Annotated in this window: 15 protein-coding genes; 3 read left to right on the forward strand and 12 right to left on the reverse strand. The window is 51.3% G+C overall.

What is annotated here, in order from left to right; all coding sequences use genetic code 11:
- Window positions 1-46 precede the first annotated feature (46 nt).
- Genes QYE77_RS04170 through QYE77_RS04195 form a run of 6 tightly spaced genes read right to left on the reverse strand, consistent with a single transcriptional unit; the run spans window position 47 to window position 14,618 of the window.
- Window positions 47-3,352: an ATP-binding protein gene (locus QYE77_RS04170; RefSeq protein WP_315624105.1), complete on the reverse strand. Its 3,306-nt coding sequence runs from the start codon at window positions 3,350-3,352 to the stop codon at window positions 47-49.
- A gap of 15 nt (window positions 3,353-3,367) precedes the next feature.
- Window positions 3,368-4,717, reverse strand: a complete 1,350-nt coding sequence (locus tag QYE77_RS04175; RefSeq protein WP_315624106.1) for a C69 family dipeptidase — start codon at window positions 4,715-4,717, stop codon at window positions 3,368-3,370.
- An 8-nt stretch (window positions 4,718-4,725) separates the two neighbouring features.
- Window positions 4,726-5,388 (reverse strand): (d)CMP kinase, encoded by a 663-nt coding sequence (cmk, locus tag QYE77_RS04180; RefSeq protein ID WP_315624107.1) that lies wholly within the window; start codon window positions 5,386-5,388, stop codon window positions 4,726-4,728.
- A 31-nt stretch (window positions 5,389-5,419) separates the two neighbouring features.
- Window positions 5,420-7,162, reverse strand: coding sequence for a hypothetical protein (locus QYE77_RS04185; protein WP_315624108.1), 1,743 nt, complete (start codon window positions 7,160-7,162; stop codon window positions 5,420-5,422).
- 7 nt (window positions 7,163-7,169) lie between these two features.
- Window positions 7,170-12,440, reverse strand: coding sequence for a DUF2298 domain-containing protein (locus QYE77_RS04190; RefSeq protein ID WP_315624110.1), 5,271 nt, complete (start codon window positions 12,438-12,440; stop codon window positions 7,170-7,172).
- Between the two features lie 21 nt (window positions 12,441-12,461).
- Window positions 12,462-14,618, reverse strand: a complete 2,157-nt coding sequence (locus tag QYE77_RS04195; protein ID WP_315624111.1) for a glycosyltransferase family 39 protein — start codon at window positions 14,616-14,618, stop codon at window positions 12,462-12,464.
- A 156-nt stretch (window positions 14,619-14,774) separates the two neighbouring features.
- Here QYE77_RS04195 and QYE77_RS04200 point away from each other — a divergent pair, with 156 nt between their 5' ends.
- Window positions 14,775-15,875 (forward strand): site-specific DNA-methyltransferase, encoded by a 1,101-nt coding sequence (locus QYE77_RS04200; protein WP_315624112.1) that lies wholly within the window; start codon window positions 14,775-14,777, stop codon window positions 15,873-15,875.
- Here the strand turns inward: QYE77_RS04200 and QYE77_RS04205 are convergent.
- The 6 genes from QYE77_RS04205 to QYE77_RS04230 all read right to left on the reverse strand — a co-directional run bounded on the left by QYE77_RS04205 (window position 15,872) and on the right by QYE77_RS04230 (window position 23,078).
- Entirely contained in the window at window positions 15,872-16,687 is an 816-nt protein-coding gene (locus QYE77_RS04205; RefSeq protein ID WP_315624113.1) for a class I SAM-dependent methyltransferase, read from the reverse strand. The two genes, QYE77_RS04200 and QYE77_RS04205, sit on opposite strands and share 4 nt — an antisense overlap.
- Before the next feature lie 2 nt (window positions 16,688-16,689).
- Window positions 16,690-17,853, reverse strand: coding sequence for a glycosyltransferase family 4 protein (locus tag QYE77_RS04210; RefSeq protein ID WP_315624114.1), 1,164 nt, complete (start codon window positions 17,851-17,853; stop codon window positions 16,690-16,692).
- Window positions 17,854-17,868: 15 nt separating this feature from the next.
- The gene (locus QYE77_RS04215) at window positions 17,869-18,894 is read right to left on the reverse strand and encodes a GDP-mannose 4,6-dehydratase (protein ID WP_315624115.1); all 1,026 of its coding nucleotides are present in this window, start codon (window positions 18,892-18,894) and stop codon (window positions 17,869-17,871) included.
- Between the two features lie 14 nt (window positions 18,895-18,908).
- The gene (locus QYE77_RS04220) at window positions 18,909-19,937 is read right to left on the reverse strand and encodes a lysylphosphatidylglycerol synthase transmembrane domain-containing protein (RefSeq protein WP_315624116.1); all 1,029 of its coding nucleotides are present in this window, start codon (window positions 19,935-19,937) and stop codon (window positions 18,909-18,911) included.
- Complete coding sequence (lepA, locus tag QYE77_RS04225; protein WP_315624117.1) at window positions 19,934-21,736, reverse strand: translation elongation factor 4; 1,803 nt, start codon at window positions 21,734-21,736, stop codon at window positions 19,934-19,936. The genes QYE77_RS04220 and lepA overlap by 4 nt, the downstream gene beginning before the upstream one ends.
- Before the next feature lie 94 nt (window positions 21,737-21,830).
- On the reverse strand, window positions 21,831-23,078 hold the full coding sequence (locus QYE77_RS04230) for a response regulator (protein ID WP_315624118.1): 1,248 nt from the start codon (window positions 23,076-23,078) through the stop codon (window positions 21,831-21,833).
- Window positions 23,079-23,312: 234 nt separating this feature from the next.
- Between QYE77_RS04230 and QYE77_RS04235 the strand changes: the two genes are divergently transcribed.
- A complete protein-coding gene (locus tag QYE77_RS04235; RefSeq protein ID WP_315624119.1) occupies window positions 23,313-25,031 on the forward strand; it encodes an HD-GYP domain-containing protein in 1,719 nt (572 codons plus the stop codon).
- A gap of 39 nt (window positions 25,032-25,070) precedes the next feature.
- Complete coding sequence (locus QYE77_RS04240; RefSeq protein ID WP_315624120.1) at window positions 25,071-25,358, forward strand: hypothetical protein; 288 nt, start codon at window positions 25,071-25,073, stop codon at window positions 25,356-25,358.
- The last annotated feature ends 11 nt before the right edge of the window (window positions 25,359-25,369 follow it).

Genomic DNA, 25,369 nt, shown 5'->3' on the forward strand with positions numbered 1-25,369 from the left:
CACTGGCGAAATTTTAAGGTTTTGGAGAAACTATTTCTTACGCTTATTATACCAAAGATTCACTTTTTTCAGGGTCAAGAGGCAATTCAACATAAAAAACACTCCCCTTACCAAGTTGGCTTTCTACCCATATCCGCCCATGGTGGCGCTCAACAATAGATTTGACAATGGCTAAGCCTAACCCCGTGCCTCGTTGCTCATATGCCTCGCGCCGCCCACTGCGGTAGAATTTCTCAAACAAGCGTGGAAGATCCAGCGGGGCAATACCAATCCCATTATCGCGCACCGCAAACGTGACATAACCATTGTTATACGTTGTTATCACACTTACTTCACCCTGAAGTCGTGTGTATTTAATAGCATTATCCACCAGATTAAGCAATGCCTGCTTCAGCAGGTCGGGGTCAGCCCGTAGCATTAACCCCTCAGGAAGATGAAACTCCCGCTGTATCTCAATGTTCTTTTGAGCCGCCTGGGGTTGCAGTTGAGCGATAACCTGACCAACGATTTCAGCCGGTTCAAGGGGCTCAAGTTTTAAGTCCACGCCCGCTTCAATGCGCCCTAGGTCAAGCAAATTATTCACCAAGCGGGTCATGGATTCGATACCATTGACCATTTTCTGCAGATAACCCCGCTGCTGCTCGTTGAGATCACCGATCATTTGCAACATCGTGGCATAACCTCGAATAAGAGTCAGCGGCGAACGTAAATCGTGACTTACTGTCGCCACAAATTCGGACTTCAGCGCATCCAGTTGCTTGTAGTGCGTAATATCCTGCAACACACACACCTTGCCAATGGGCCGCTCTTCGCCCCACACGGCTGCAACACTGGCATGGTAAACCCGACCATCGGGAAGCGCAATTTCTCGCGCCTGGAAATGCGCTCCGGGCCTCAACGATAAAAGGTCAAGCAGTGCAGGAACACTGATCACCTCACGCAATGGGCGACCCGGTGCAACCTGACCAAACAACCCTTGCACCTGGAGCGCTGCCGGGTTTAAGAGCAGTAGCTCATCCTGATCATCAAACACCAGCACCGGTTCAGGCACTGAGGTCAGGACGGCCTCAAGACGTTTACGTCCAACTTCGGCGGTGGCATACAAACGCGCATTGGCCGCGGCTACCGCAATATATCCCGCTAACGTTTCTAAAAAGCGCAATTCTTCATCAGAGAACGCCCGCGGCTGATCGTATCCTACCCAAAATACACCGTAATAGGTATTCTCATAGCGAAGGGCAAGGGCAACCAGTGCCGCTGGGTAGGGACGGTCGCGCACAACCTCTTGTAGGTGCCGGGCACGACTGACATTGGCAACCGTGAGCAGATTCTGTTCTCGAAGCCAATCAAAAAGCACCTCATCCAGGTAACCAAATGTCTCTGAAAGCTTCCCTTTCGCTACTTTGACCTCGCCCCCACCGGCAAAATCCAGTTTTACCTCGGGCACCAACATCACCCGTGCTGCAACCACATGCTCCCCAAGGGTAACTTCAAGTGCGGGGGCAATTGCAGCTTCAATATCTAAGTTGGTCGCCACCGCTTGACTAACTTGCAAAAGTTTGTTCAATTCTTCTAGGCGTGCTTTGAGGCTCACCCGCATCTGCTCAAAAGCGTGCCCCAACCGTCCAACTTCATCTACCCCCTCTACATTGACAACAGATTCCAAGTGGCCCTGCGCAATTCGGGTTGCTTGAGAAGCCAAAAGAGAAAGTGAAGCTGCTAGGGTGCGTGAACTTAAATTAGCCAGCAGAATCAGCAAGGCCGCAAAGACCGCTAATGAGATCAAAGTAGGCGCTGCAATTTGAAGTGCCACCTCTTGCACACGTTGTGCCGGTAGAATGAGGATCACACTCCACGCTTTGCCCACCGCCGGTTGGTAAAAGGCAAATTGGCGTGTACCCAGCGGCGAAAGGCCTTCAAAGAACCGCGGTGCATCTCCAAGCCCAATCGCGCCATATGGCTCGCCAAGAAGTGCTCCCTGGCTGGGATTGGCTTGATACAACACTATCCCGTTCTCATCCAGGATAAACCCATCCCCACCTTCAGCCAGAATGCTTTGTAACGCGGCTAGGGCGGGTTGGGTAAATGGATTGGTATCAAAGTCAGTGCGACCTAATAAAACACCCTCTACCTTTCCCCCTTCTTGAATGGTTGCCACAAAAACCACCTGCATGGAACGCTTTTCTCCCACCGGAAGAATTGGATACACTTGAATCGGCACACCTTTGAGGGCTAACCCGATTCCCTGATTTTCTTGGTCAGAAAGTGGAGTCGTCTTAATATCCATCTCAGGATAGGCTGCAACCAGCTCACCAGCAGAGTTGAATAGCATCAATTGGTTAAAGTAAGGTACCGCACGTAATTGTTGTGCCAATCGGTCCCGCATAACCTCCGGTGGTTGACCCAATAGGCTGGGTTCAGCCAGACGTGTGATTAGGCTCTGACCGCTCTCCAAAAAATAGGGTAACCCTTCAGCCGCTACTTGAGCTGCCGCACTTAAACGTTCACGGAGCATCTCGCGCGCAGCGTTCCCTGCCGCCATCCAATGGCTTACCGTCATCACTATCACCAAGAGCATGATCAAAGGCAAGGTAATGACTAAGATTTTCTTGGCTAGACTGGACTCCCAAGGAGCAGTTACAAGAATTGTGCTCCTCCGCCAACTCAGACCAGGAAGCACTGACACCACCGTGGCCATTACGCTAGCCAAAAACAATTCAAGATAACGCACCAGCCCTGGTAACCAGGCCTGGGATAAAGCAAAATCAAGTCGCGCTGCCAAACCCCCGGGAGTGGCAAAGAAGGCGCCCAAAATCCAAATTGGAGCATAAGCCAATCCCACTCCAAGAGCCGCCACCCAAGGTCGTCGCAACCAAGCCCAGAGCCGTCCGTGATATGCCTGAGATACCGTAAACCCATACAGCATACCCAGCCCACTTATTAACAATGGGGTAAAGAGGTCATGAGTCACCCACAACCCCATGAACATACCACTCTCTAACGCAATCCAGGCAGCCCAGAACGGCCCTAGCCATTCCGATGCCAAAACCCAGGGGATGGCCACCAAGGGCAAAAATAACGGTAAAGGAGACTCACCAGGAAGGTAGGGCAAGGGCTGCAAGGTCTCCCCTACCAGACGTAAGCCCAATCCCAGCGTGAACAATGGCGATAAAAGCACCAAACCAGCCAATAAATGCCATCGTTGTCGAGCTACTTCTAAGGCATCAGGGACAAAACGCCGGATTCCCCACCCCCAAACGAGCAATAAAAGCCCCCACCCTACCCAACCCAACCACTGGGCAGGTAGAGAAATTGATGGCTCCTGTAGAAACGGCCAGACCCATTCCATCATGCGATTATCCCGCTCCTAGACCCAATCCAGCACCTCTTGGGGAATCTTATTCAGGCGATTCATCTTTCGCCAAAAGGCATCGTATACCCATGCAAGCCGAGTTTTTAGCGGCCAACGGCGCACAACATCCAGCCAGCGTTGTTCGGCTAAACTGCTTTGCTCCAAGCATCGCTGACTCAACTCATACCGTTCCTCTGCCGAGCTTCCATACAGGCGCTCTACCTCGGATAAGAACTCGGTTTCTAAGGCTTCTCTCTCCGCCTGTATCGCTTCCATTCGGGTGGGGTAGTCACGCAGTATCTCCCGATGCAACACCTCATGTCGCCAGAACAAGGAATCAGGATCATATTCACCTTGCGGTTTGGGTCCCATATTAGGTAAGCCGCTATCCAGCCAGAAAGGTTTAAACAGGCTGGTACAGGGTGCTGAAGTAGCTGTTCCCCAAAACGTAAACTGGTTGGGCTTAAGATGGGCAATGAACGAGGCTACCGATTGGCTGCGCCGCACTGGACCAAATCCGGCATGCATGCACACATCCGCACCAAGTAAACCCCGATCTGGTCGCCAGGGGGTTCCTCGAGTAACCGGATGGGAACGAAGCACAGCCATAACCGTAGCAACTCGTATCCCCCCCTTTGCTCGGCCGAGAGATTCTAAAGTACAAACCTGGCGACGATGTCCATCACCAAAATGGGTATACAACCAATCCGAATAGCAGGTCGCAAAGTCAAAATCCTCGCGGCGTTTGCACCATCCTTGATCAAGGGCATAACGCACGACATCTTCAGACGCCAAATCCCCTGCCTTGCGGATGCTTAGTGCATTTGATATCGTGCGTACATCACGCACACGTTCTGCCACCCAATGGCGTCCCGCCGTTTCTAAAACCCATGCTTCCGAAGGATCTGCAATTAAAAAACTATTGTGATAGTAAAAAGGATGACGGAAACCGCAATTCCCCCCTTGCCCATAGGTTTCTAGCAAGCGTACAATCACCCACAGTGCTTCTTCGGCTTTTTGAGACCGTTCCAGGGCTAACCGCAACAAATCCATACCGGTCAGACCGGGTTGCTTTTCATAGGGGATACGGGTGAAAACCGCTTCATTTCCAATGACCACGCCATGCTCATTAGCGCCCATCTCCGCCCCCCACATCCAGAAGGGGCGTGAAAGCAGTACGGTATAGGTCCGCTCCACCTGAGGAATCTCAAGATAGGTGCACTTGACCATTTTCCCAGGCGGATGAACCCCTCCCGGAATTAATTCCAGAATTTGAGCTTCATCCGGCTCTCGGTCAGAATTCTTCGCAAAAATGACCGACCCATCTGCAGTTGCATTGTTTAAAGCCACCAGAGTGTCACACATCGGCGCTCCTAGTTGATCTGAGCCAGGATCTTTTGCACCACCTCGTCTACACTCAAGCCATCGGTATTGACCACGATGGCATCCGGAGCCACCCGAAGTGGGGCCACTTCACGTGTGGAGTCCAAATGGTCTCGTTGCCGCAAGCTCTCCAAAATTTCCTCGTAGTTAACCTCTTCACCTCGTGCTTTTCGTTCTAAGTATCTCCGGCGGGCACGTTCTTCTACTGAGGCATCTAAATAAATCTTGGCTTCCGCTTCCGGAAGCACCACGGTAGTGATATCGCGACCAATCATCACGACTTTTCCGCGTAAGCCAATCCGCCGTTGTTGTTGAGTCATGGCTTGACGTACCCCTGGATAGGCCGCTACGCGCGAAACCCATTGATCCACCTCAGGACGGCGAATCGCCCAGGTAACATCGTCACCATCAACCCACACATCGGCTTGCCGACCATCGTTTTGACTCGGCGGCTGAACATCAATTTGCACGACCTCGGCCAGGCGGGTAACAGCAGCTTCATCTTCAACAGATCCCAAACGCTGCAAAGCCACCCAGGTTACCGCGCGGTACATCACGCCGGTGTCAAAAAACAAATAACCCAGTGCTTTGGCTAAACGTTCCCCCACGGTAGATTTTCCCGAAGCGGCTGGTCCATCAATTGCAATTGTCAACGGTGGTGCCTCCATGATTCAATTCCTAATATTATGGACTCGCAAGACTCAAGACCTGTGGAAAACGATCTGTGCGCACCCAAACAATCACACCTTGGCGTTGTAAGGGGGCTTTACGATATATTATCCAGGATAACCACTCGCCTGGCAAGAACAACGACCAAGATGGCGTTTCCCGCCAGACGAAATCTTGTCCACGATACAGCGCACTCACCCCAGGCATTGCAGTTTCGGGTGTGATAATCACTGAGGGTGTTTCCATCGGGGTTAGGACTGGAACAAACTGGGCGTTATTAAAATGGCGTAAGGTCCACCGTAATGCAGGTGAATCCACCCCCACAACCCGAATATCAATGGCATCGCGTCGCCCGGTCGTCCACTCGGAAACATCGCCCAGTGTTTTCACTAACAGATCCGCCTCAGCAGGATATGGTTGGGGCCCCCACACCTGTGCTGATGGCGCACGACCCAATCCCGCCGCTTGCCATGTGGCCGAAAAGGTTAGAAAAGACAAAAATACAAATCCCCCCAGGAACAATCCTTGACGGGCTACATGTAATCCCCACGTCCAACTCACAACCAATCCTATCGCAATACCCAACAAGATCACCCCTAAAATAGCCAACCAGCGCACCCATACCCACTGCGGCATCAAGTTACCGGGGACAAATCCTTCGATATTCATCCAAAGGTAACCCACCAGAGTAAAGTATCCCGCCGCGACTACGACCTGTTTTATCCAATCCGTCTGGGCTAGATGCTCAATCGTTTGGGCTAAGGTAGAAGCCGCCAACATCCACACCGGTACCAACAGCCACACCAGATGAGAAATCTGTCGCCCCGGATACACCACCAGAACCAACAGACCAATCCCCAGCCACAGGGTCGCCACTTGTGCCAATGCCGGCATACGCCGCCATCCCCTTAACCACTGAAGCAACGCCAAAAACCAACCCAAAGGTTGATAGATGATCAAACCCATTCCCATCAGCCCCAGCGACACCCCTTCAGATGACCAACCGTGTAGAAATTCTGCTAGCCCGGTTGCTGCTGCCCCCAAGCCGCGCCAAAACGCGCCCAAACCGCTTCCTACCGCCACCAGAGTCACCAGAAAAGCAAGGCCCACCTTCTTCCAAGAAACAGAATGACCCTCTTCACGTTTTTGGGGGTCTAACGTCAATCCATTCTGCCATGATCCATTAACCCAGCGCCAGAGCCACCAGGTTAACAAAAGAATCAAAATCCCAACCCAAAACGAAGGGCCACTTAATACGCCCAAAGCCAACGCGACCCCTGCCAGGTACCATTCGCCACGCCAAAAGAACGTTATAAAACCCATAACCCCAAGCAAGGCTAATGAATCCGCAGCGGCCAAACGCGAGGTCGCAACCAAACCCGCATCCAGTGCTAGACCTAATGCGAGAAAAATTGCTAAGGGTCGCCCCAGGCGATTCCGCAATAGCCAAGGCAGAATGATGACCAGCAACCCCCAAACGGCCGGCCAAAAGCGGGCGGTGGCTTCGTGTGCACCCACCAAGAAAAATGCCACTGCGGTTGGGATCAGATAACCGGGTTGCCCAACCCAATCAGGCACAGATTGCCCTTGAGCCAACGCATAAGCCTGTAAGGCTACGCGCGCTTCGGTATCGCTTAAGGGGTGAAGATCCAAGCCAACGAAACGCAATATGCCTCCCAACAATAGTGCGATTAAGAATACCCCCTGCTCCCATTTGAGCGTTTGATGCCATGGTTGATCGGCGGGAATCGTGCTCATAGTCACCTCACTCGCCCGGACGAATAACCCGGTAAATGGCGGTATCGGCATCCTGGTAGACTCTTCGCCAGAGCCGGCCTTCTTGGGCCTCGAATTTGGCTAACCCTTCCGGTTGGTAAACCGCCTTTTCCAACTGACCCACGATAATATATGAAACGTGATACTGCTCCAAAAAACGCTTGGTTTCTTGGAGGTCGGTCGTGTTGTAGAAAGACGCAATTGCCACCACCCGTTCCGTCACCCAGGTGTCGGGTAGCAGTGCACGCTGCTGCCGCTGGTGCCAATTCCACCCTACCACCCCCGGCAAGCCGGTGTAAATTGTGAACCGGTTACCCCAGCGGTATTCGGGGACATTCGCCTCGACAATAACTGGCGATCCTTCTACATTCTCTTGCATCCAGCGAATAGCGCGATAGTCCTGGCTTAAATCAAGCGTGTGCTCCCCCTCCCAATAAGTTGAAAATGGCATATAAGCCATGCCATCCAGGCTATGAGGCGCGGTCGGGCTCATACGATCGCGAATTTTATCCAACCCACCCAATAAGGGGAAAAGTAACGCACCTCCCACCAACAAACTGACCCCCACTCTAAAAACATACTGCCAGCCTGTCTTCCAGAATCGCCGTACCGCGGGCCATAACCAGGTCAGAGCCACGGCAGCGCTGAGCCCTAATAGCACCCAGGCTTGCAGGTAGAACTTGAAGACCGTGTTCATGCGCCCAATATCACCACGCAAAACCACCAGTTCTACCGCCAACGTGAGCACCAGCGCCATGATGCTCATAACCAACACAGCACGTCGTGAATCATCCTGGCGAGGACGCAAGAGGAGTAGCCCTGCCCACAGTACTAAAAGCATAACTGGCCAGGCGATCTCCACCCCAAGGCCATGAGTCAGATAAATCATGATCCCGAGGTATACCGCTAATCCAACCAACAAGGGATACCGGTAAGGATAAATGCGCCTCAGGGCTGAAAGTGGTGTGGTCGCCATCCAGATATAGGTCTCCCAGCCATACCAGAACGTCAAAATGAACAGGAAGACCCCCCAGTGAGTCAGATACGACCAGAAAGGCGAACGAGCGCCACGCCACAGATCTATCGCCGCATAGGCCTGCCCATACCACTGACTAAATGGGAGATAGAGCAAAAACGACAGTCCGATCAGCGAAACTGCAGCCAAACCTATGGCTATCCAGCGCCTCAGCCAAGCAGGGAGGTATGGACACCAACCCTCCGGAAGATCAGCATACTGCCAGCCGCTGTAGGTCAACGCCAGCAGGCCCAATCCCAGATAAGTAGGCAAATCCCAGGTATTGGTCGGGCGTAAGGCGCCAATGATCAGCCCACCCAGGAAAAAAACCGCCGCCGTCCGTATCGGCCAGGGGAGGTCATCAGAACGTACCCAGCGCCAAGCCGTGAAGGAAATTGCCAGCGCCCACCCTAACGCCAAAAGGGTCAGCGGCAGCGCAAACAGATGAGCATGCGGATCGGCGTAAAGGAAAGTAAAGAACGGAAATTCTGTAATCGGTTCACCCGGATAAACACGGCTAGGGATCCAATACCAATCCCCTGGTGCATAGGGTAAATGAGCCCCTGCCACCAAGCGCCCAAATCCACCTAGTGCCCAAATAATCTGCTGGAGGAAATTTACCCCTTCAATTTGTCCATTTGGGGCAACCAGCCGTTGCAACCCATGCCAGATCATGCGCACCGTACCCAGGTTGCCCAGGATCAGCACACCAATGGCCCCCGCCCATCCGCCCAGCCAGGGATGTCCATCTACGTAATATGGATTTTCATGGTCACCGCGAACACGTTGGCTAATGGCCCACGCCACCAGATTGTAGCCCGCGCTGAACGCTCCCAACGCTACCAGCGCAAAGAACGAGGGCAAAATGAAATTGTAAGCAATTGAAGGAACAATTCCCAGCCATTTGGTGGGAACAGCCGCCAACACAAAACCAAAATAGTAGTAGTTAATGTATCCACCCGCGAACCAGGGATCATAGGGTGGAAACGTGGTGCTCTTTAGCACTGCATTGAAATAGGAAAAATCCATCGGCTTCTCTCCCCCCTTATAGGGGTGCCAGAGATCCGGATTGCCAAGGCGAATGAGCAAAAAGAAGAGGAAGAAAGCCAGGGCTAGGGCTTCGATGCGCAGAAAATAGCGCCATTCTTGCCGTAATTCTTGGCGAATGGCCTCACGCTGAAGATAACCTAATCCCAGATTTAACATCAGAATTGCTAAGGCGCATAGGGAGATGGTAAATGGCGTAAACGGCACACCCATGGATCCCAGAATCCATACCCCCCATCCCAAGCATAGTAATCCTAATATCCGTAACAGCGGATATCCCTTGTCGGGCAGGACCCCAAAAACCAACCGCGCCAAGGGGTAAACCATCCACCCCATTAACATTAGCGCAACATACCAGATGATAAGTCCTAACCCGGGATACCGGTTATTCCAGGCCGAGGTGCTAAATAATTCCGACCAAGTCCCTCCCTTGACCTGTTGAACCCAACGTTCTAGAGGGAGCATTAGCGTTGCCGGGTAAGATTTAAACTGACGCGGGGTTAGCCGGATCACTTTACTTAAGTCCACACCGCCCAATACCGCACGCACCTGTGCCGGGTTGTAATCGGCCTGTTTCTTAAAGATCAACACCTTGGGATGATCGTAAACCGTGAACGCTTCCTCAGCAAATTGTGTGTTGAAACGTAACGAACCCAGGTTAGGGTCACTCTGGAAAACTGCTACCAACTCAAAGCCCAACTTACCTTCAAACATACCCGGCTGGGCTACACTATAGCACCAAAGTATGGACGTCTCTTCTGGACAGCCCAACAAATTGCGATAATAAACCGTTGTCAACGGATAACGTTCGGGTACACGGGTCGTTGTCCCCCATTGGCGATTGGACGTGATGAAAATATAATCAGCCTGATCGAGAATAGAGAGAAAGCGCGCCAGTTTGTCTTCGTTGTCATCCCAATACATCTCAAAGTTCAAACCACTGCGGTAAATCCCCCCATAGGGATCATAACCATCCAGGCGTAAAGGCAGTCCATCATCCCAAGTGGATTCATGCGCTGGTGCACTGCCGTAAATCGCAAGGTCGCCTTCACCGGCTGTGATATCTAATGCAAGAAGGTAGCTTTTATTCTTCTCGATCTGAATTGGGTTCTCCAATGTAATCGCATAGGATTCCCCACGCGGATCGCTCAATGCGCGGAAAACTCCCTCAAATTCAATTGTGGTTAAGGTTATACCGCTCGCCGAATCTAAGATTTGCAAACGCAGCGTTTTTATATCCCCCAGGCCTCTCCAATCCACAATGCGGTTGAGCAAAACTTGTGACAACGTCCCGGACTGCACCGCTGTGAATGGAATGACCAGCCCCTGCCCCAAGCGCAAAGGTTCAACTAGTGCCGGGATCACGGTGAGCCGCTGGGAAACCTGGGCATTACCTAATTGGATCGCACCGTTCAGACGCAGTAAGCGCCCTTCACCTTCCAAACGGACTTCGAACCAGTAAGGGTGGCCGGCCACAAGGGTTACCACTGAATCAAATGGGATAACGCGGTTCGCTTGTTCCTCAGGGGTGGCAAAGGTATCGGTTAGTTGTGAAATTGCCAGAACCTCTCCTTCACCTTGCCCTAAAACAAATTGCACATTTTTCAAATCGGAACCCAGAGCCGGGTCATAAATGGCCGTAATCCAAGCCTGAGTCACACGCCAATCTTCAGTCGGTGTAAATACCCAACGAAGAGGGTGTTGAGCGGTCAAGGATACTCCCTCTCGGATTGGCAACGGCTGGTTAACCGTTTCTGATCCGGTCTGGATGCGCAAATTGATCGGGCCGGGCACATGCTGATAAATCCAACGGCTGGCCGCCACGCGGGTCACCGGACGGGTATAGATGCGGGTGAAAGCAAACGCCCATAAAAAAGAACCTATCAAAACCAAGCCCCCCAAAACCACCGCCAGCAAACGGTACGGGTTAATCCTTCTCACCGCCCGTGAGTGCAAGCCATTTAATAGGGCTTTATTCCACAATGTGATGATCGCCCAGGCGGCAATGATTGCCAGCGCAGGATATACCGGAAGTTGATAGCGCATGGCACGGGTGAAGTTCAGGCTCTGCCAAGAAAAATACAATCCAGTCCATGCCCACAATAAGACGTGCTCACGCCAAGCCCCTCTGATAATACGATACCCCATCCATAAAAACCCCACCCACGCCAAAAGTCCCAATGGCCAGCCCAACCCCCACCTTACCATGTTCACCCAGGCAAAGGTTAACGGACGCCGCGCCCACTGCAACGCTGGGGGAAAATCTACATCCCCATTGCTCAAGGTGCTCAACTCACGCAGGTTATCCACCCAGCGTGGATTAATAGCCAGCCCCCAAAAGCCCGGTCCACTGAACGCATAAGGTTGAAAGATGCGAAAGGTGAAAAAGGCTACTACTACGGCCAGCGCCAGGTTACGCACCATCCCAAGGCTAAGCCGACCGCGCATTTGCGGGGTTGGCACACGAGAATAACGAATGAGAGCCGCTATTGGCAACAGGATAGCAACAGGGAGGGTGCTCACTTTGGAAGCCAGCGCCAAACCCAACCCGAGTCCGAACAAAAGATAGAATCCCACCGGTTCGTCCAAGCGGCGTGCGGAAGTGTTATCCTGACTCTCAGAGGGTAATGGCGCCGTCATCACCCGCACGGCGGCGTAAAATGCCAAGTAGAGAAACGCGTTGGCAAATGTATCTACCGTAAAATAGTGCGAGAGTTGAATCTGCAATACAGCCAGGGCGGCAAACCCTGCCGCCAGCGCCCCTATTGCGTAACGGCGATAGAGATGCCGCGCGATATGATAAACCAGGAAAACGGTCAGCAGGTCAGCCAGGGCTGAAAGCACACGACCCACGAGATAAATTTCGCCGTAACCGGTTTTGCCCAGTGCCTCACCCACCCATCGCGTCAGGAACAACGGAAATGTACCATACACATAAAAGCCATAACCCACGACATGAGGATTAAGCGATGAGGTAGCCGTATTGAAATAATCCCCTAGGCTTCCCGGCGTGTGGATGGAACTGGCAACCATAGTCATGAATCGCTCATCGGGATGAAGGTGTTGCTCTTCATCCCAATCCAATCCAATCAACCGAAAATAAGCCCCCACTATTAAAATGACAAGTAACAGCACATCCCAAAACAGGCGCCGAGGCTTAATCGTTGAGGTTTCTTTCATAATAGAGGCTTCAACCATATTATGATCCGCCTGTAAGTCCTAGGGTGTCGTGGGAGGGACAAAAAAGATCAAGAAATCTTTGCCCTCACGGTGACTGTCATAATAATAGAGAAACCCCGTCGGGTAAAGTTGGCGCAGTTTATCCAAAGCGGCCTGATCCTCGGGTTTTAGAATAAACAACTTGGCCCCGAGTTGATCAAGTGTCTTCTCAAAATCTTGAGGCCACAGCGCATAGTCCTTCAGTGGATAGCCCGCGTTGATCCCTACCAACCGCGTGTCAACCCAATAGGGATAAGGGACAACGTATGCCGAATCAGGGTCGCCTATTGAATCGGCAAACGCTCGAATCACATGCCCGATTTGCGATGTATTCCAGGCCCCGGCCATAAACTGCCGATCGAATTGACGAAACACTAAGTCAAAGTTCTGATAACCGATTCCGATCAAAAGCGCCGCTCCGGTTAATGTAGCAGCCATTCGACCCAGCCGGGGTTGAAGATTATTGACCATGGTCTGCAAAAAGGAAATCAAACCAATCGCCGCGATGATAAAGACCGGCACAATCGCCCCACCAGTGCGATTAAGCGAAGGATTTTCCTCAGGGAAAGCCAACGAAAGAATGGAGGGCATCATGAGCATAGGTATCGAAAGCAAGAGGAAAAGATCCACCCAATGGCGCTTGCGGAGGTAACGCCCCCCTACTACCACCAAACCAAGAAAATAAAGCACCGCCGTGAAAATGTCTAGTGCCGGGCGGCCAGGAATGGAGTGCACCCAGATGTTCCCGTTATCATAAAAGAACATCACCAAGGCTTTTCCTAAATTACTTAGGAAGATTTGCCATACCGGCGCTGGATACGGCCGTTCAATGGCGCTCAGTCGGGTCAACGCGCGGAAGGCAAACATGTCCGGCTGTTCCATCATATACCGCAAAAGAGGCAAAAATACCACCAGCGCCGTGAAAGCCAGCATTCCAAAAGCCCACATGGATGCCCAACGCCGCCCTTCAGAATGGCGATGGAGTAAATACAAAACCAGCGCCAGAACCATGACCGCGGGCAGAAGTCGGGTGGGGCTGTAACCGTGCAAACCAACCCCCAGAGCTAGTCCCGACCAGATAAAATCGTTGCGGTTTCCATGCCTTAGGCCACGGATAAGAAAATATAGCGCTGGCGCTACTGCCATCGGATAAAGAGGAAAACGCAACCCCACTCGCGAAATCACATTCGGCCAATAGGCCATCCCAGCCAGGAGAAAGGCCGTTAATCCCGTCCATTTTCCCCCAATTTCCTTGCCTAAAAGATAGATAAAAGGCAGTGTAATGAATCCAGCCAGCGCTGTACCGAGTTTCAAACTCATGAAAGACAAACCCGTTCCAGCGACAACCGCGATCAGCGCCGTCAGATACATCTGAAACGCCTCTCGCCCGGTATTGCGGGGGAAGAAAATAGACGTCTGACCCTGCAACACATCTGCTACATCCAGTAATTTTTCAGCATGATCGCTGAACATCTCCCCCAGCACACTATCCAAGCGGTAGAAACGGAAGAAGGCCACAACCAAGGTAGCCAAACTTAGCAAAATAGCCCAACGCGAGATAGTTATTGTCCACCCGGGTTGACGCAGGAAGGTCAGCCAATCACGCCGATTATGCGACCGCTGCCCAGGGAGGATAAACGCTACCAAGGTGGCTACCAATGCCCCCAACCAAAGCACCAGATTAAACACCGTAAACCGGTTTCCCCCTAGGGCAATAAAGGCCAACGGTAATAATCCAGTGGCCAGAAGCGCGGCGCGAGTTTGCACCCTCAACGGCATAGGAGGGGGAGAATCCTCATTGATGAGTGAAGGGATTTGCCATTCCCGTCTCCCAATGGCTGCTACCAGGGCCACAAATGCCAAAGCATAGATTATAACGGCCACCCAGGGTGAGCCCTGACGCGGTGGTTCCAGTAGACGTTGGGCCAGAAGTGCCAACCCCACCGCCAAGAGACTTGACCAGGGAACTCGGAATCCGACCCGTTGTTCTGGGAAAATCTGGCCAGGGCTTTCAGGTTCTGGTATTGACGCAACTGGGCGTTCTAGTGGCGATGGAGATGCGGATTGGGATTCTTCTAACGGAGGAATGGCCGGGGGTCTACCCCGCCAGGGCGTCAGTAGGGCTTTCACGAAATCCAGAATGGTCGGCTCTTTCATGATTGATATGTCTTTTGCGGGTTCGCGTTCTTTTCAGCGGATCATTCCGATTGAGTGTATATCATAATTCAAGACCAGGGGGCTGACAAGCGCTGCCTTACTCAATAACGGTTGTGCTAAACTTATTTTTAGTAGTGCGATGCACACAGAGATGACATGATGAAATCAGTAACCCCTCTTGCTCTGGATACCATTCTGGAAGGTGATTGCCTTGAAATTCTGCCCCAATTACCTTCCGGGGTCGTGGATATGGTATTCGCGGATCCACCTTACAACCTGCAATTACGAAATGCTCTTTACCGCCCCAACTTCACCCGCGTGGATGCCGTTGATGATCATTGGGATCAGTTTGAGTCCTTCGCGGCATATGATGCCTTTACCCGTGCTTGGCTTTCCGAGTGCCGCCGTATCCTCAAAGATACCGGAACCCTCTGGGTGATTGGGACTTACCATAACATCTATCGAGTCGGTGCCATTTTACAAGAGTTGGGATTCTGGATTCTCAATGATTTAGTCTGGATCAAAACCAACCCCACCCCTAATTTTCATGGCACCCGCTTTACCAATGCCCACGAAACATTAATTTGGGCCCAAAAAGTAAAAGGCAGAAAATATACCTTCAACTATCACGCTATGAAGGCGCTCAACGATGACCTACAAATGCGGTCTGACTGGTATTTGCCCACCTGCATTGGCAATGAACGCATTCGTATTAACGGCGAAAAAGCCCACGCTACCCAAAAACCCGAAGCCCTTCTTTATCGCATTATTCTGGCATCAACCCAACCCGGTGATATCATTTTAGACCCATTTTTCGGCACCGGGACAACCGGGGCCGTAGCGAAGAAACTCCATCGCCACTTTGTAGGCATTGAACGCGATCCCAGATACGTGAACATTGCGCGCGCTCGCATCGAAGAAACAACCCCCGCCCCTCTTTCGGCGGTAATACTGAACGAACCTCGACGCCGTCCACGTATCCCGTTTGGGGCTCTGCTAGAGGCCGGCCTACTCCAACCCGGACAAATTCTCTATTTTCGCGGTAATACCCCCGAGGCTACGATCCAGGCCAACGGACATCTTCGTTGTGGTAATCTAACCGGTTCAATTCACACCTTAGCACGGGCCATGCTCAATAATGCCCCGTGCAATGGATGGGAACTCTGGCATTTCCGCGATACCGAGGGCAATCTGCACCCCATTAATGAATTGCGGCAGAAACTGATCCAGGAGTCATCAAGGGGCCAAAGCGATTAAGATCGCCGCGCAATGTAAAACGTATAAACCCCATTTTCACACTCTGCCGGTTGATCAAAGTAAGGTTGAACAACCCGTCGGGTTAGTGCCAGATTCCATGGGTACGGCGCCAAAATCCATTTACCGGTCAATTTCCGCGCGACCAATGAGGGCAGGCCAAAGTAATGTCCCCATTCCAGACAAGCCAGAGCCCCGGGCGAGAAATAATGCCAGTAGTTTTCCAAAGCAAAGCCCGCCCTCTCGAGCCGTTCTTGCCAGCGCGGAACATCATCACAATGATAATGCCGTGAAATACGATTGAAGAAGCGTTGATAAGCACCGGCGAGCCCACACCAACCCAAGCGCTTGAGGAAACGCGCCACCGAAAGCGAGGGGGCAAAACGATGATTCGGCACACAGAAGATAAAGGGAGCACCTGGGCGCAGAACCCGTGCAACCTCACATAAAACATTATCTACGTCAGGGATATGTTCAAGAACAGAGTTGCTGACCGCACTGGCAAAAGTTGCGCGACCAAAGGGTAAGGCATCTCCATAGCCGCGCAATACCCAGCGATAGCCCCCATACCCCCGCGCCAAGGGTAAAACCCGAGGATCGGGATCAAGGCCAACATCCAAAGGTTCATCAAAGGTCACGCTGGCAAAATGACCATCTCCGCAACCGATATCCAATACCGGACGTGGCAAGTGCAACCCCTGGTAAAAACGCGCCTCAACCGCCCGCAGTAATGCCCGAAAATAAGGCAATTCGCGTAAATGCAACCAAAGAAAATCTCGTCCTGATGGCTGACTTGACGCCGAAGGTGTGTCCATAACTACCGCAACTTGTTCAGCATGCTTTGAAACAGGCCTTCAAACTGCGCCGCAACGGCATCCGGATGATATTGCTGACGAATGGCGTCACGATCCACCATAAACTGTTCGCGGTGATTGAGCACATCCAAAATGGCCTCGGCGAGGGCTTTGGAGTCACCCACGGGGGCAATTCTCCCCATACGGTGTCGAAGCACCGGCTGGCGTACACCCGGCAAGTCCGAAGCCACGCACGGCACACCATTCATCATTGCCTCAATCTGGACTAACCCAAAGGCTTCGGTTGAGTTAAGGGAAGGCAAGACCAAGACATCAATATTAGGATAAAAGCGTGCCATATCTTCGGGGTTTAAAACACCCAGGAAGCGCCAATGTCCCTGCGCTTGAAAAGCCTGAATGCGCGGCGCTAAACGTTGAAAGTAGTGCTCTTCGCCAACGATGTTCTGATAAGGGCCGGCAAAATGTACTTGGGCCCGCGGATAAACCTCTAAAATCCGAGGGAGCGCATCCAGCAATACTTCTACTCCCTTTTCAGTGGCAAAGCGCGCTGCCATGCCGATCACCGGGCGATTGCCTTCAGGATTATTACGTTGGCTAAACGCCTGAATACTTTCCGGGTCAACCTCGGGCAATTCGACCGGTGGTGGGATGATCTGTAATTTATGCTGATAACGGCGTAAGTAGGCCGAGTGATCAGCGTAATCTTGGGTGTAGGTCACCATACGATGCGTGAACAAGGCTGCCAATTCGTTCATGACCAATACGGCTTGATTGGCCAACCAGGCTATCAATCCCGGAGGCATGCGCAAATCACAGTGATAGGTGATCACCGTGGGCTTGCGGAACAGCCGCCCGCGCAAGGCGATCCCGGCGGCATCAAACTGAGGCAAATGCAAATGCACCACATCGTGGCTCAGTACCAGCCGCGTTGCCAAGAAGCCAAATGTGGGCATGATAACCCCTTTGCTTACCCGCATGGCCACTGGCGCCCGGACGATTCGCACCCCATCAACCTCTTCCTCACGCGGCAATGCACGGTCATATTGCGAGGTCAGCACGGTCACCTGATGGCCACGCCGCACCAACGCTTTGGCTAACCTTTCCGCATAAATGGTGAGCCCTGAGGTATGCGGACGATAATAGGTCAATACCGTTAGAATGCGCATCGTTGCCCGCCAGAATTAGAATAGATTGAGGTTGTTTCTCACCCAGGTTACCAGTCGCTCAACCCCCTCTTCTACACCCACCTTGGGTTGCCATTCCAACCATTGGCGTGCCTTGCGAATATCCGATATATAAACCCGCTGATCGCCAGGACGCCATTCTCCGAAATCTACTGGAATGGGGTAACCCACCAAGCGCTCCAGTAGGGGTCCAAATTCACGCCAGATGGAAATACTGTTTTGCGGTCCGCCACCAATATTAAAAATTTGCCCGGCGACTTGATCAATGCATTCAATTGCAGCATCATAAGCATCCAGAAGGTCATCAATAAACAATAAGTCACGCACCTGCTTGCCGTCTCCGTAAATGGTCAATCGTCGTTTGAGCAGGGCGGCAATGACAAACCAAGCCACCCAGCCCTGATCTTCCACCCCAAACTGCCGCGGCCCATAGATGCAGGACTGGCGCATCACCACCGTCGGTAGTCCATAAATACGCGCATAGTCGCGAACGTATTGGTCACCACAACCTTTTGAACACCCATAGGGGGAATGGAAATCCAAGGGTTGGGTTTCAGGGCATCCCTCGGGCAAGTCCTGATAACGCCAACGCGTTTCATCTTCCACCACCGCCACATTCTCCATTCCCCCATATACTTTATTCGTTGAAGCATAAATCACGATAGGATCTCGGCCTGAGAGCCGGGCTGCTTCCAGGACATTAAACGTGCCCAGGGCATTGATCTCAAAGTCTGTGCGCGGATCGGCAACCGAAGTCGTCACTGCCACCTGCGCCGCCAGATGCACGATGACATCCACGCCTTGCACAGCCTCATTCAATCGGGACGCATCTCGCACGTCCGCCACGATCAAACGATAGGAATCTTCACCAAAGGTCGTCCGTAACCATTCCAGATTACGTACCGCACCAGCTCGGGAAAGATTATCATAAAGGATAACCTCGTGTCCCTGACCGATTAGCCGTGCTGCATAATTCGAGCCAATGAAACCTGCTCCACCGGTGATAAGATAACGTCGGGGCATTGTACCTCCCAATTTTATTGAGTAAGATTTCCACGTTCACGAAGTTGCAACCATTGACCCCATTCCTGTAAAGAATGCCGTTGACGCAGAAACCCCAGCAACCCCAAAACTCCTGTGACCAGGAATTGCAAGAAGTGAAGGGTTATTGCATAGGCCAATGCTGCCGTTGAATTCACCCCTAACAGGGCCAAGGCCGCTACCAGAGAGGCTTCAAATGTACCCAGCGCGGCTGGTGCTGACGGCAAGGCAATCCCCATGGCTAATACTCCATCGGCAAATACCCCCCACCAAAAACGAGCGTGCGGGGCTAGGGGCAAGAGCATCAAGTAATAATTGCAAACGGCTAATCCCCATGAAACGCCAACCCAGAACAGAGCCTTCCAAAGCGCACGGGGATTGCGCAAAGCGCCTAAGCCTTGCATTAAATGATGCAACTGCGGTAATACAACCACTCTCAGAAATCGCCAGCGCCACCGCTGAGATACATTGTCAAAGAACCGCAGGGTATTTTCTTGACGTCGTGAAAGAACTATCAACATGACCAGAACAGCCAGAATAATCGCCAGGGTAAGCCAGGACACGGTACGCGCCCAAGCCATCCCCACCACCAAAGGCAAGGTGCTCAAAAGAAGCGTTGCTGCAAAAGCAAGGTCTAAGATCCGTTCAATAACAACTGTTGAGAGAACCCGAACAGGGCTTTGGTTGATCTGGTAACCCAAAAGAACTGAGCGACCCAATTCACCTGCCCGCAGTGGCAATAGATTATTGATTAAATACCCCTGGTTAATCGCCCAGAAGGCTTGAATAGGACGGGCTTGTCCTTCCAGTAGAGCCGTCCAGGCCCAGGCTCGCGCCCACAAGAAGCTCAGGGTTAAAAGCAATGAACCCATAATAAATGGCCAACGATAGGCCGACAATGCGACTCCAACATCTTTCCAGTTAGCAACCCGGAACAAAATACCTATCGCCAGTAAACTGATCGCCACCCCCGGCAACCATCGTAACCACTGAAAAGATTTTCGCGCACCGCTTTCCTGCTTCAATCTTCCTCCAAGCCTAAAACCGCCAGGAAAGCTTCCTGCGGAATTTCTACATTACCTACCATCTTCATGCGCTTCTTACCCCGCTTCTGCTTCTCCAACAGTTTTTTCTTGCGCGTCACATCCCCGCCATAACACTTTGCCAGCACATCTTTGCGCAGTGCTTTGACATTCGCCCGTGAGATGATCCGCCCGCCAGCGGCGGCTTGAATCGCCACATCGAACAATTGACGCGGAATGACCTCTTTGAGTTTGCTCACCAAAGCCTGCCCCTTATGATAAGCCTGATCACGATGCACAATGGTTGCCAGCGCATCCACCGGCTCTCCGGCTACTAACACCTCTAACTTAACCAAATCACCGGGGCGATATTCGGCAAAATGATAATCCATCGAGCCATATCCCCGTGTACGCGATTTCAGTTCATCGAAAAAATCCACAATCAATTCAGAAAGAGGGATCTCGAAAGTTAACTGGACACGATTGGGAGCCGGATATTCCTGCTCGCGGAAAATTCCCCGGCGACGACGCACCAAATCCATCACGGTGCCGTAGTATTCCATCGGGGTGAAAATCTGAACCACCATCCAGGGTTCGCGTATCTCTTCAATCAGACCCTCATCCGGGAGCAGTGCCGGAGAATCAATCCGAATCACTTCACCGGTGCGCAAAACCACCTCATATTCCACTGAAGGCGCCGTGACCACAATATCCAGGTCGTATTCCCGTTCCAGGCGCTCTTGGATGATCTCCATGTGAAATAGACCAAGAAAACCACAACGGAAGCCGAAATTAAGCGCCTGGGACTTTTCGGGTTGAAAGACAAGCGAGGCATCATTAAGTTGCAGTTTCTCAAGGGCTTCTTTTAGGCGTTCATAATCTTCATTTTCAACGGGATAAATTCCAGCAAAAACCATCGGCTTGGGATGACGAAAACCAGGCAATGGCTCCACAGCCGGATGGGTGGCCAGGGTGATTGTGTCCCCGACGCGACATTCCGAAACCGTTTTTAGACCAGTCGCTACATATCCCACCTCGCCTGCGTTCAGTGAATTAACCGGACGCATATCCGGGGCGAACACCCCAATTTCAACCGGTCGGAAATCAATGCCACTGGACATTACCCTGAGCATATCTTCAGGGCGAAGTGTGCCATCAAATACGCGGATATATGCCACCACACCTTTGTAGGGGTCGTAATGCGAATCAAACACCAATGCTCGTAGAGGCAAAGATGCGTCACCCTGGGGTGGTGGTACTCGCTCGATGACAGCCTCTAACACCTTCTCTACGTTGGTGCCCTCTTTGGCCGAAACCGCCAGGATTTCTTCCGATGGTGTTCCTAATAAATTTTGAATCTCCTGCGCTACCTCCTCCACCCGCGCTGAAGGCAAATCAATCTTATTAATAACCGGGATAATTGTCAGATCGGCATCCAGTGCCAAGTAAAGATTGGCTAGCGTCTGGGCTTCAATTCCCTGAGTAGCATCTACAACCAGCAACGCGCCTTCACAGGCCATCAGAGCACGGCTAACTTCATAACTGAAGTCCACATGCCCCGGCGTGTCAATAAGATTTAACTCATACTCTTGACCATCGGAACGACGATAAAGCATTCGCACCGCCGAAGCCTTGATGGTTACCCCCTTCTCGCGTTCCAATTCCATTGAATCCAAAACCTGCTCTACCATCTGGCGATCAGAGATTGTACCGGTGATCTGCAAGAGGCGATCCGCCAGAGTGGACTTCCCATGATCAATATGGGCAATAATACAAAAATTGCGAATTAAAGCCTTATCCATAGCCGGGGAATAAGTATACCCCAAAATGAAGGCAAAAAACTCTGCCCATTCCGGCAGAGGCAATTATGAAGGATAGAATACAACGAAAAAACGACTAACTCACCGAAAAGAGGCGCATTCGCGGCGCTTCGGCTCGCTCAAGGTTAGTAATGCGTTTACGCACATGCTCAGCCAGATCAATAAAACTTTGAGCAATAAGTGAATCTTTACTACTGCGTAAAATCGGTATTCCCAGAGCATCCGCTTTTTGGGCGGCTTCAATGTCCTCGGGAATGGTCATGACAACGGTGTGCTTAAGACGTTCACTCACTTTTTCTACGGTAATCGGGTGATCTTTACGATAACGATTCATCACTAACGTAATTCGTTCTCGCGACATTCCTAACGCATCCCAAAGATCCAGAAAAAGCCGCACGTTACGAATAGAATTTATCTGTTGTTCTACCACCAGAACTACCACATCCCCTGCATCCAACGCAGCCAAAACTGGATCGTTAATGAAAGAATGTGTATTTACAACAATGTAATCACTAAACCGACGCATGAATTCTAAAATGCGTGCAAAGTTTTCCCCGGTAATCTTTTCTGCAAATTCTGGGCGCGGTGGTGCCGGTAAAAGATAGAGCCCAGTAGCCCGGTTTAGAATCATCACGCTCTCGACCAAAGGGATATCCAAATCGTAAATACGGGGAACAAGATCTAAAACCGAGAACTGCCCCAGTTCGTTGAAGAACATATGAGCATCCCCGTACTGCAAGCACCCATCTACCAGAGCTACCCGCACCTCGTTATTCAGTAGAGCCAGGGCCAAATTAGCCGCGATAGTTGTAGCCCCCGTCCCCCCTTTGGGGCTGTAAACGGTCACAATTCGACCATTGATGCCGCGCCCAGGCACAAACATTTGCGTAGGTCCGGCTGGCAAGCCGGCCGGTGGAGTTTGTCGTTGCCGCTCGGCTGAAGAAAGTTGTGCCGCGCGCCTTAGGACATCGGTAACTTCCTTAATCGAAACATCATGGGTAATAAAGTCGCACGCCCCCGCTCGAACCGCTCGCAGTACCAAATCAGTGTAGTTGTCTTGTGAGATAAGAACCACTTGAGTGCCAGGAAAATCTCGACGCAGCATTTCGGTCAGGGCAATTCCATTCATATCTGGGAGATCATACTCAATCAGGGCAACATCAGGTTTAAGATCTCGAATGGCCTCGACCGCCTCTTGAGCCGACATCGAGATATTAACTAAATCAACCTCTTCAATCAAACCCAGCGTTTTTTGAAGGTGTTTACTTAATTGTGGATTGTTTTCCACTAAGACAACCGTGATTAAGTCCTGTGGACTGATCATCGCCTCTCTCCCTCTTGAACACGGCTCGGGTTTCTATATTACCTCATGGACTAATAGGCTATTTAACAGATCACAAAGCGGAAATTTTAATCTGCTCTTAATTGACATGCAAGTTGAGCAGGGATATTATTAGTATAATACAATTAACTTTACAGGGGAGACTGCAACATTCGATGCTCCATTTGTTGTGCAGCAAAAAGTAGAGCCGGTTAATGGGATTGGAAGGAAAGGGTTATGGAAACCGAACGGCTTGACGAATCCGCAACAGAAAATCCTACAATTGAAAACGTTGTTGCGGGTTCAGATCCCTCAGAAGGAACGCCAAAAGACCAAAGCTCCCTCTCTCTCTTGGAAGGCGTTAAGACTTCTGAGCCTAGTTTCTCACGCCCCAACTCAGTCTTCCAAAACATAATAGACTCGATACGCCAATGGCTGGATTTGCAAAAGCAAATTCGGGCCTATCCCAAGCAAGCCCGTCAGCGTCTCAAGGATATTGAGGCTGCTTTTCTGGCTTACCGGGTCACTTATGCCAGCCTCACGTTTAAAGCGCCAAAAATTGAGGAGGAGTTACAAGATCTTTACCATCAAGTATGTGAAACAATCACCAATCTCGAGCAAAAAAGCCACAAGACTCCGCTCTTCATTTATCCCACCCCTAAACTTAAGAGCATAAAGGCGGCTTGGGACGAGTTACATACCCAACAAGACGTTCTGATAGATAAACTTGCCGCTGCACCCAAGCGCATGGATTTCTACAACCGAATGCAAGTCATGCGCGAGAAAAAACGGTTGGAGGAAATTCGGCGACGTGAAAACGCAGCACGCCTTGAAGCCGCCACCGAATCGGTTAAGAAGGTCATCAGTTACGTTGAAAGTCAGTGCAAAAACGACGATCCAGTGCTTTTTGGCAATGAGGTGCTCACCTTTCAAGATGCCCGGACATTATGGGAACAAATCCTAAACGAAATTTTACAACAGCGCAATCAAGAGGCTACAGAGGTTGAGGATCTTCTGGCTCGCTTGCGTGCTCTAGAAGAAAGTGTACGGGATTATCCTGCGCTCTCTAAACAAGTACAACGTGTCGGTGAGCGCTTTTCACGGCTTATTGCCTACCACGATTTACTATCTTCTTACGGGAAACGCATCATTCCACAGGCCGAAATTGCCCGTGCTTCAGCCATTATGTACGAACAAATCCCGGCGCTCTGGGCAACGGGGCAGTACCAGCAACTTAAAGTTATGCTCGAACGTGTAGAGAATTTTCTGAACTTTTACGAAAATACAGTTGAACTAGAAGTAGCAATTGGAGAACGGCGGCGCCCCGGTTTTACTCAATCGCTATCCCCTACCGTATTTCCGGGAGCAGCTGGTCTCTCTCCCCTTATCAACTTAGCCCGTGTTCTCGTCGCGGCTATTGACCAACGTGATCGCTTCATGGTTGGGCATTCTGAGCGCGTTGCACGCTACGCTGTTGAAACTGCCAAACGCATGAACTGGTCGGGCTCGGATTTGGAGTTTATCGAGATTGCTGGCCTTTTACACGATATTGGGAAAATCTCGATCCCTGAGGCCATTCTAACAAAAGTTAAACCCCTTACCCCTCAGGAATGGAAAATGATCCAGATGCATCCCTATTATGGAGCACAAATCGTCAAGCAGATGAATACTTTTTCACGCATTGTTCCTTGGGTCTACCATCATCAAGAACATTGGGATGGCACTGGCTACCCCGAACAGTTAAGCAAACAAGAAATACCGCCGGCTTCGGCCATTATTGCTGTGGCGGAGGCCTATACTACAATGACCACAGATCTTCCTTATCGAAATGGATTTACCTCCGAAGAAGCTCTTGATAAACTTCGCGAGGCAGCGGGTACTCAGTTCAATCCAGAAGTGGTTGAAGCCTTTGCCGAAGCCATACAGGATACCCAAGAGCATCCCCCAAAAGCGTGATTTATGTCTTAATTCATACTATCTGGCTGGAGAACCATTATGCGTATAAAAGCCCAACCCTTCATCCATTATGCCCCTGAAACCTGTGCATTTTGCAGTGGCAATGGCGCAGGGCGTTGCCGTGACGGCAACACCTACGACATCTGCCCGGTTTGCAAAGGGGTGGGAACAGTCTTAGTGGCTCAGGCACCTAAGAAATGTGCCTTTTGTGCTGGCAATGGAGGCGGGCTCTGTCGCGATGGTTATGTCTATAATGTATGCCCAGTGTGTAAAGGTACAGGTTGGGCCTACGTTTACGAAGAGAGCGTTGAGAGCGAAGAAGCCTAAAAGGACAAGAT

Source organism: Thermanaerothrix solaris (assembly GCF_032334255.1).
Lineage (GTDB): Bacteria > Chloroflexota > Anaerolineae > Anaerolineales > Anaerolineaceae > Thermanaerothrix > Thermanaerothrix solaris.

Coding starts and splice junctions, on each gene's coding strand:
- QYE77_RS04170 (WP_315624105.1), bottom strand. CDS start 3,352: ATGATGGAATGGGTCTGGCCGTTTCTACAGGAGCCATCAATTTCTCTA.
- QYE77_RS04185 (WP_315624108.1), bottom strand. CDS start 7,162: ATGAGCACGATTCCCGCCGATCAACCATGGCATCAAACGCTCAAATGG.
- QYE77_RS04235 (WP_315624119.1), top strand. CDS start 23,313: ATGGAAACCGAACGGCTTGACGAATCCGCAACAGAAAATCCTACAATT.
- lepA (WP_315624117.1), bottom strand. CDS start 21,736: ATGGATAAGGCTTTAATTCGCAATTTTTGTATTATTGCCCATATTGAT.
- QYE77_RS04230 (WP_315624118.1), bottom strand. CDS start 23,078: ATGATCAGTCCACAGGACTTAATCACGGTTGTCTTAGTGGAAAACAAT.
- QYE77_RS04240 (WP_315624120.1), top strand. CDS start 25,071: ATGCGTATAAAAGCCCAACCCTTCATCCATTATGCCCCTGAAACCTGT.
- QYE77_RS04210 (WP_315624114.1), bottom strand. CDS start 17,853: ATGCGCATTCTAACGGTATTGACCTATTATCGTCCGCATACCTCAGGG.
- QYE77_RS04205 (WP_315624113.1), bottom strand. CDS start 16,687: ATGGACACACCTTCGGCGTCAAGTCAGCCATCAGGACGAGATTTTCTT.
- QYE77_RS04215 (WP_315624115.1), bottom strand. CDS start 18,894: ATGCCCCGACGTTATCTTATCACCGGTGGAGCAGGTTTCATTGGCTCG.
- QYE77_RS04195 (WP_315624111.1), bottom strand. CDS start 14,618: ATGAAAGAGCCGACCATTCTGGATTTCGTGAAAGCCCTACTGACGCCC.
- QYE77_RS04190 (WP_315624110.1), bottom strand. CDS start 12,440: ATGGTTGAAGCCTCTATTATGAAAGAAACCTCAACGATTAAGCCTCGG.
- QYE77_RS04200 (WP_315624112.1), top strand. CDS start 14,775: ATGATGAAATCAGTAACCCCTCTTGCTCTGGATACCATTCTGGAAGGT.
- QYE77_RS04175 (WP_315624106.1), bottom strand. CDS start 4,717: ATGTGTGACACTCTGGTGGCTTTAAACAATGCAACTGCAGATGGGTCG.